Genomic DNA, 8,465 nt, shown 5'->3' on the forward strand with positions numbered 1-8,465 from the left:
ATGTCAGTTTGCGGAATGTAATGGATAATTTTACTTAAGGAGTTTGAAACAACATTTGGCAATTTAGGTAATACGGTGTTTTTATTGGGTATCTTTTCGAAATATTTTTTGGCTAAACTCTTCATTTCTGAAATAGGTAAGTGACTGACTAAAACACCTTTCATCAAGTTAGCAGAATAATATTGATGATAGAAATCAACTAAGGCCTTATGAAGGCTTATCGTTTTTGTATCTGACAGCGAATCAAGGTTTCCCCAATTAAATTGAGATACAGGGTGTTTTGAACTGAGCGTTAAGCCATTTAATTGTTCTAATATCACCCAGTCATTCGGGCTTTTCATCGTCCATTCAGAATGTACGGCGTTACGTTCCTTATCCGCATATCGTTCATCTAGCAAAGCTTCATAAAAAAAACCACTAAACCGATCTAAGGCTTCATCAATGACGTCATTGTTAACGGCTATCATGTAATTGGTATGCTCTAAATCAGTATAAGCATTTTGGGTTCCCCCATTTCGGCTAATAAAGTCTCCATATCCACTTGCTGCTGGGTAACTTTTGGTTCCCATAAACAACATATGTTCCAGATAGTGAGCTAAACCTCCAAACGCCTTGGGTTCTTGATAAGACCCAACACCTACGCTCAAAGCTGCCGCTGACTTTTCTATTGTTGGATCAGAAACTAATACAAATTCAAGCTGATTAGATAAAGTAATAAATGCATATTCACGGTTATCGTTGAGACTTTTAACAATAGAAGATTGAGAAAGTGGCTGGTGAGAGGCTTTATGTCCAATAGTTGAATTACAAGCGCTAAACATAATAGATGAGAAAAGACATAACAAGTAAACCAATATACTGCGATTGAATAACTGCATTAAATTTTGATGTTCCCTTGAGACTGATGAATAAGAAATATAACTGATAATTAAATTCAAAGTTAAAAGCTTTTGTAAATCCAAAACGATTAAATAACGACTACAAATAAAAACAGCACCGTTATGGGTGCTGTTTATCTATCATTAAAAAGGTGAAATCAAGTAGGTTAAACAACCGCGTCTTGATCTGCCCCTTCTTTTTCTACTTCTGTTGGCATTAAGTCTTCTTTACTAATACCTAAAGTTAAAGCAACTAAACTTGCTACATAAATTGAAGAGTATGTACCAATAACCACACCGAATAATAAAGCAGTAGCAAAACCATGAATGGTTGCTCCGCCTAAAAAGAACAAGGCTAACAACACCAAAATGGTGGTTAATGAGGTCACAATTGTTCGATTTAAGGTTTGCGTTAACGATGTATTGATAATTTCTTCAGGCTCACCTTTACGTATTTTTCTAAAGTTTTCACGAATTCGGTCACAAACAACAATAGTATCGTTCAGTGAATAACCAATTACCGCAAGTACAGCGGCTAAGACGGTTAGATCAAACTCTAATTGCAGTACCGAAAACAAACCTAAAGTGATAATCACGTCATGAGTCAATGCAGCTACTGAACCTAAGGCAAAACGCCACTCGAAACGCAGAGCAACATATATCAAGATACATAACAAAGCGACTAACATAGCCAAGCCACCTTGCTCAGTTAACTCTTCACCTACACTGGCACTCACATAAGAACTGCCGCGCATTTCAGCCGTTTCATCTGCTTCACGTAGCACTTTAAGTGCAGCGTCACCTAGTTCTGAAGGTTTTACTCCTTCACGAGAAGCTAAACGGATTAATACATCTTGGCTACTACCAAAATTTTGTACTACTGCATCTTTAAAATCTGACGCTTCAAGTTGTTTTCGAATTTGTTCTAAATCGGCAGTTTGTTGATAACCCACTTCAATTTGAGTACCACCGGTAAAATCTAAGCCCCAATTCAATTGATTAACGGCTAACGAAACAATAGAGCCAATAATTAACAATATAGACAAAGCTGCCGCTGGTTTTTTCAGCGACATAAATGTCACTGTACTTTTCATATTTAGTATTTGCATTTGGCGGCTCCTATATCGACAACTTGGTTAGACGTTTTCCGCCCCACCAAGCATTAACAATTGCTCGGGTTACGATAATCGCAGTGAACATGGAAGTAGCTATCCCAATCATCAAGGTAATAGAGAACCCTTTAATTGGCCCTGTACCGATAGAGAATAAAATTAATCCAACTAAGAAAGTCGTAATATTCGCATCTAAAATAGTTGAAAACGCGCTGTCGTAACCATGATGAATGGCCTGTTGTGGACTGCGACCATCAGCGATTTCTTCTCGTATTCGCTCAAATATCAGTACATTGGCATCTACCGCCATACCAACAGTTAATACTATTCCAGCCATGCCCGGTAAACTTAACGTGGCGCCTGGGATCATAGACATAATGCCCACTATCATCACTAGGTTAAGAGAAAGTGCGATATTGGCTATAAAACCAAACTTTTTGTAGTACACCAGCATAAATATCAATACCGCTACAAAGCCCCAAATAATGGCTTGCATACCCAAATCGATATTTTCTTGCCCTAGGCTTGGCCCAACGGTACGTTCTTCGATTATTTGAACTGGCGCAATCAAGGCACCAGCACGTAATAACAAGGCTAGATCATGAGCTTCTTTAGGAGAATCTAAACCAGTGGTTTCAAATTGATTACCAAACACACCTTGAATAGTAGCGACACTAATTACGCGTCTATTCTCTTCAAATATCAATTTGTCGTTAGCGTCACGTTCACCGGTGGTTTTATACTCTATAAAAACTACCGCCATAGGTTTACCCACAGCTCGTTTGGTGAAGTTCTTCATTTTACTGCCGCCTTTAGAATCTAAAGAGATAGACACTTTTGGCATACCATTTTGATCAAGACCACTATTGGCATCAATAATTGCACTACCCTTCACAATCACACTTTTCTTAAGTAATTGCGGGCGACCCGTTTTATCGTATGGTAATAATTCAGAACCAACTGGTACACGTCCGTTTATAGCGTCTTGTACATCATGTTCAATGTCCACTTCACGATATTCTAAGGTAGCGGTAGCATTTAAAATTTCTTTGGCTTTAGCGGTATCTTGAATACCAGGTAACTGCACTACTATTCGGTCTGGCCCTTGCTTTTGTACTGTAGGCTCTGCCACACCTAACTGATTAACACGGTTACGAATAATTGTGATATTTTGCTTAACCGCATAATCACGGGTCTCTTTTAGTTTTTGCTCTGACATAGCAACAGAAATAACTAAACCACTTTTTTCAGTGAAAACGAGATCTCTATTTCTATTTTTTAAGAAAAATTCTGCTTTATCTAACGTATCTTGATCACGAAAATAGATTTCTACACCCTGGTCAATTTGTTTGACCGTACGGTAACGAATCTTTTCTTCACGAAGTGCAGATTTAAAATCACCTTCCATGTCTTCAAAAGATTTGGCTAAGGCTGATTTCATGTCCACTTCCATCAAGAAATGTACACCACCACGTAAATCCAGACCTAATTTCATAGGTACGCCGCCAAGGGCTTCTAACCATTCGGGAGTATCAGGGGCTAAATTCATAGCAACGATATAATCTTCGCCAAGAGACTTTTCTATTTTTTCTCTAGCAACTAACTGGCTGTCAGAATCATTTAAGCGTACAAGTATTTGCTCATTTTCTAATTCAACGGCTTTAGTCGAAATATTAGCCGAGGCCAACTCTGTTTGGATTTTAGCGATCGTTGATTCGTCAACTACAGCATTTTTGCTAGCAGAGATCTGCACAGCATGGTCTTCACCATATAGATTTGGAGAGGCATATAAAGCACACATGCCGACCACTAAGATCACCAAAAAGTACTTCCATAGCGGAGTTTGGTTTAACACAAGAATTTCCTTCCGATTATGCGATTAAAAATGGGACAACAACTCTTAAAAGTTCCGTCCCATATACACAAGGCTTAAATAGCCTTCATAGTACCTTTAGGTAGCACTGCTGATATCGCTGATTTTTGTACAACAATATTGGTACTGTCGTTTAGACTTAATTCTACGAAGTCTTTTTCTTCAGATACTTTAGCAATTTTACCAACCATACCGCCTTGCGTTAAAACTTCGTCACCTTTACTTAGTGAAGAGACTAAGTTTTTATGCTCCTTTACGCGTTTTGCTTGTGGACGATAAAGCATAAAGTAAAAAATCAGACCAAATACACCCAACATAATCAACATTTCGAAACCACCACCAGCTGCGCCACCAGGAGCGGCTTGTGCGTGTGCGTCTGATATAAATAAACTCATAATTACCTCTTTTGTTAGTTATTTTTTTGTTAGTACCGCTTATTTTGATAAGGGTGGCACCGGCATATCTTTTTGTGTATAGAACTCAGTGACAAATTCATCGAGTTGATTGTTGCCTATAGCATCACGTAATCCCTGCATAACTCGCTGATAATAACGAAGGTTATGAATGGTATTTAAACGAGCGCCAAGTATCTCATTACATTTGTCTAAGTGATGTAGATATGACCTAGAATAATTTTTACAAGTGTAACAGTCACATTTATCGTCTAAAGGACCTGTATCGGTCTTATGAACAGCGTTTCGAATTTTTACCACACCACTTGTCACAAATAAGTGACCATTTCGAGCATTTCGAGTAGGCATTACACAATCAAACATATCAATACCGCGGCGCACTGCCTCGACTATGTCTTCCGGTTTACCCACTCCCATTAAGTATCTTGGTTTATCTGCGGGGATTTGACCTGTGGTGTGATCTAAAACTTTGATCATTTCTTCTTTTGGTTCACCAACAGACAACCCACCAATGGCATATCCATCAAAACCAATTTCTTCTAAACCACGTAAAGAGACATCACGCAAGCCTTCGTACATGCCTCCTTGAACAATGCCAAACAAAGCAGATTGGCTGTCACCATGTTCATCTTTACTCCGTTTAGCCCAGCGAAGTGACAACTCCATTGATTTTCTAGCTTCACTTTCAGTTGCTGGATATGGCGTACATTCATCAAATATCATCACAATATCAGAACCCAGATCTCGTTGAACCTGTATGGATTTTTCAGGCGTCAGCAATATTTTTTCGCCGTTGATAGGTGAACGGAATGTCACACCATTTTCAGTTATCTTACGTAATTCACCTAGGCTAAATACTTGGAATCCACCAGAATCAGTTAAAATAGGTTTATTCCAATGCATGAAGTCATGTAAATCACCATGTTGTTTGATGATTTCTGTTCCTGGACGCAACATTAAGTGGAATGTATTTCCTAAACAAATATGTGCACCCGTATCTTCCAGCTCTTCTGGGGTCATACCCTTAACCGTACCGTAGGTACCCACTGGCATAAACGCAGGTGTTTCAACTTCACCTCGTTCAAAAATCAAACGACCACGACGGGCTTTTCCGTCTGTATTATCTAACTCAAATTTCATTGATTTATCCTAGTGAAAATCTTCAATAACTCGCTGACAACACTATCAGTATAAAAGTCGAAGGATTATATACGAAACTGCTACAGGAGGAAAAATTTAGATAGCCAAATGAGCAATTATTTAACGCAAGTTATGTAGAATTATTCAATAGGCAATAAAAAAGCCGACTAATTGCTTAGTCGGCTTTGATATATGGCGTCCCCAAGGGGATTCGAACCCCTGTTACCGCCGTGAAAGGGCGGTGTCCTAGGCCTCTAGACGATGGGGACAAAAATCTTCTTGCAAAGCAAGCTTTGCAGATTTTTGTAAGGCAAGATGAGCCTGCGAATCGCGCGACCCAATCTTGTAACTCCTCACAAGATATTTTGTCAAACTATTTCCTCATTGGCCTAGGTGGTAATGAGCAATCCTTGTTTTAACACTTAAATCGCATCCTGCAATCTAATCAATATGGCGTCCCCAAGGGGATTCGAACCCCTGTTACCGCCGTGAAAGGGCGGTGTCCTAGGCCTCTAGACGATGGGGACAAAAATCTTCTTGCAAAGCAAGCTTTGCAGATTTTTGTATGGCACGTAAGCCTGCGAATCGCGCGACCTACTTTTGATACAATACAAAAACCAAAATTTTGTCATATCTTTATGTTTACTGGCCTAGGTGGTAGTAAACACTCCTTGATATTGGTGGAGCCAGGCGGGATCGAACCGCCGACCTCTTGCATGCCATGCAAGCGCTCTCCCAGCTGAGCTATGGCCCCTTTTCAATTAAAGCAAATTGCTTTTTTTGAATAACTGGGTGTCGTTCCGTGACAGCGGGGCGCATTCTAGGCATCTGCTGTTTTCATGTCAACGATTTTTTTAAGAATTTTCTCTGTTTGCTATAAATTTGAGCGCTTTGTTTATACGTTGCTCAACTTGAGCTGGTTTTAGCAAGTTCAAAGTCAAATCTAAAGAAGGTGAATTACCAGCTCCAGTAACTGCTACACGCAATGGCATCCCTACTTTCCCCATTCCCACTTCTAATTCTTCAGCCGTTTGATTTATCGCTGTATGAATTGCTTCAGGGGTCCAATCTATAATTGTTGCCAATTTTGTTTGAACCAACTCTAAGGCTTCTTTGGCGACCGGTCTAAGATGCTTTTTAGCCGCTTTAGCATCAAACTCTTCATACTCTTGATAAAAATACGTACTGATTGCAGCTAATTCTTTTAAGGTTTTCACTCTATCTGCTTGGACAGTGATCACTTCTTCTAACGACGGACCATTAGTAACATCGATATTCAGCTGCTCAAAATGCCATTTAGCATGTAAAGCGACTTCAGATGCCGGTAAAGATTTGATGTAATGTTGATTTAACCAAATTAACTTATCTGTATTAAAAGCAGAGGCTGATTGTCCGATGGCATCTAAACTAAAAAGCTCAATCATCTCATCAATTGAAAAGACTTCTTGATCGCCATGTGACCAGCCTAAACGAACTAAATAGTTTAATAAGGCTTGCGGTAAGTAACCGTCATCACGAAACTCCATAACCCCCACTGCATTAGTTCGTTTAGATAACTTTTTACCATCGTCACCTAAAATCATAGATACATGAGCATATTCTGGAATAGGCGCGCCTAGTGCCTGCAAAATATTTATTTGGCGAGGAGTGTTATTAATATGGTCTTCACCACGAACAACATGGCTGATACTCATATCCCAATCATCGACAACTACACAGAAGTTATAAGTTGGCGCTCCATCAGTACGGCGAATAATTAGATCGTCTAATTCTTCATTAGCAATTTCAATTTCGCCTCGTACATGGTCTTTAATAGTGACACTACCTTCAAGAGGTGTTTTAAACCGGATCGCAAAAGGTTGGTCAGCAGGATGGTCTGTTCTATCACGCCAAGTACCTGGATATCGCGGTTTTTCACCGTTAGCCATTTGTTGCTCACGAATAGCATCAAGTTCTTCAGCTGGCATGAAACATTTATATGCTTTGCCTTCAACTAATAGCTGCTCTATCAATTGATTATAACGATCGAATCTTTTGGTTTGATAATGAGGCCCTTCATCCCAATCTAAACCCAACCATTGCATCCCCTCTAAAATAGCATCTATGGCCGCCTGGGTTGAACGTTCAATATCCGTATCTTCTATACGTAAAACAAATTTTCCACCTTGGCTTTTTGCATATAACCAAGAATAAAGTGCCGTACGGGCACCGCCAACGTGTAAGTAGCCTGTGGGGCTAGGGGCAAATCGAGTGACTACAGTCATGGAAGTTTTAATCCTATGAAAAAATTGGCGGCATTTTACCAGCCAATACACAGAATTTATATCTCCAATAGGCGGTATTTTAATTTACTTCACATAATCCACAAAAAAATACACGACATGGCCAGCAATAATTTTTTGCGATATAAATTGTCAACAAGTAATTAACATCACAGTTACAGCTCTTCGATTAAGTGTGCACTTTTTATTCAGTTAAATAATATTTTCAATTTAGATGTTGACAGTTTGAGTCGCATACCTATAATAGCGCTCCACTTAAGGGCTTCGGCTTAAAAGTAAAGAAGATTAGACGCTTAGCTCAGTTAGAAAAGAAGACAGAGCATCGCCGTTCTTATTATAAGAATGGCAAGGGTCACTGGTTAATCCCAGACAAAAAGATTACGGACGCTTAGCTCAGTTGGGAGAGCATCGCCCTTACAAGGCGAGGGTCACTGGTTCAAGCCCAGTAGCGTCCACCACTTTCTAAATCATTGATTGCATTATCAATGTCTCTGGTTTCAAACCAGAACATCAAAATTTGGACGCTTAGCTCAGTTAGAAAAAGACAGAGCATCGCCGCTCTTAATAAAAGAATGGCAAGGTGTCACTGGTTAATCCCAGACAAAACAAGATTACGGACGCTTAGCTCAGTTGGGAGAGCATCGCCCTTACAAGGCGAGGGTCACTGGTTCAAGCCCAGTAGCGTCCACCACTTTCTTTATATTTTCATTTTAAATATCACGATGAGCATCGCCACTCTTTACAAAAGACTAGGCGAGTGGTTCAAG

6 protein-coding genes and 5 tRNA genes are annotated in these 8,465 nt (G+C 39.6%); 2 read left to right on the forward strand and 9 right to left on the reverse strand.

Features of this window, described 5'->3' with window-relative positions:
* From ACSHXM_RS19755 to gltX, 9 genes are all read right to left on the reverse strand, one after another.
* Positions 1-878: insulinase family protein (locus ACSHXM_RS19755; protein ID WP_435691766.1), on the reverse strand; the 878-nt coding region annotated here is incomplete at its 3' end.
* 167 nt (positions 879-1,045) lie between these two features.
* A complete protein-coding gene (gene secF, locus ACSHXM_RS19760; RefSeq protein ID WP_435691768.1) occupies positions 1,046-1,987 on the reverse strand; it encodes a protein translocase subunit SecF in 942 nt (313 codons plus the stop codon).
* Positions 1,988-1,997: 10 nt separating this feature from the next.
* A complete protein-coding gene (gene secD / locus ACSHXM_RS19765) occupies positions 1,998-3,845 on the reverse strand; it encodes a protein translocase subunit SecD (RefSeq protein WP_435691770.1) in 1,848 nt (615 codons plus the stop codon).
* Between the two features lie 74 nt (positions 3,846-3,919).
* Positions 3,920-4,258 (reverse strand): preprotein translocase subunit YajC, encoded by a 339-nt coding sequence (yajC, locus tag ACSHXM_RS19770; RefSeq protein ID WP_235313767.1) that lies wholly within the window; start codon positions 4,256-4,258, stop codon positions 3,920-3,922.
* Between the two features lie 39 nt (positions 4,259-4,297).
* On the reverse strand, positions 4,298-5,416 hold the full coding sequence (gene tgt / locus ACSHXM_RS19775) for a tRNA guanosine(34) transglycosylase Tgt (RefSeq protein WP_435691773.1): 1,119 nt from the start codon (positions 5,414-5,416) through the stop codon (positions 4,298-4,300).
* Between the two features lie 193 nt (positions 5,417-5,609).
* A tRNA-Glu gene (locus ACSHXM_RS19780) sits at positions 5,610-5,685 on the reverse strand.
* A 182-nt stretch (positions 5,686-5,867) separates the two neighbouring features.
* A tRNA-Glu gene (locus tag ACSHXM_RS19785) sits at positions 5,868-5,943 on the reverse strand.
* A 151-nt stretch (positions 5,944-6,094) separates the two neighbouring features.
* Positions 6,095-6,170 (reverse strand) — tRNA-Ala (locus tag ACSHXM_RS19790).
* Between the two features lie 100 nt (positions 6,171-6,270).
* Positions 6,271-7,680, reverse strand: a complete 1,410-nt coding sequence (gltX, locus tag ACSHXM_RS19795; protein ID WP_435691775.1) for a glutamate--tRNA ligase — start codon at positions 7,678-7,680, stop codon at positions 6,271-6,273.
* A gap of 400 nt (positions 7,681-8,080) precedes the next feature.
* Here gltX and ACSHXM_RS19800 point away from each other — a divergent pair.
* Together ACSHXM_RS19800 and ACSHXM_RS19805 are read left to right on the forward strand one after the other, a co-directional pair.
* Positions 8,081-8,156 (forward strand) — tRNA-Val (locus ACSHXM_RS19800).
* A gap of 157 nt (positions 8,157-8,313) precedes the next feature.
* Positions 8,314-8,389, forward strand: a tRNA-Val gene (locus ACSHXM_RS19805).
* Positions 8,390-8,465: the final 76 nt, after the last annotated feature.

The organism is Paraglaciecola sp. (genome assembly GCF_051252315.1).
Classification (GTDB): domain Bacteria; phylum Pseudomonadota; class Gammaproteobacteria; order Enterobacterales; family Alteromonadaceae; genus Paraglaciecola.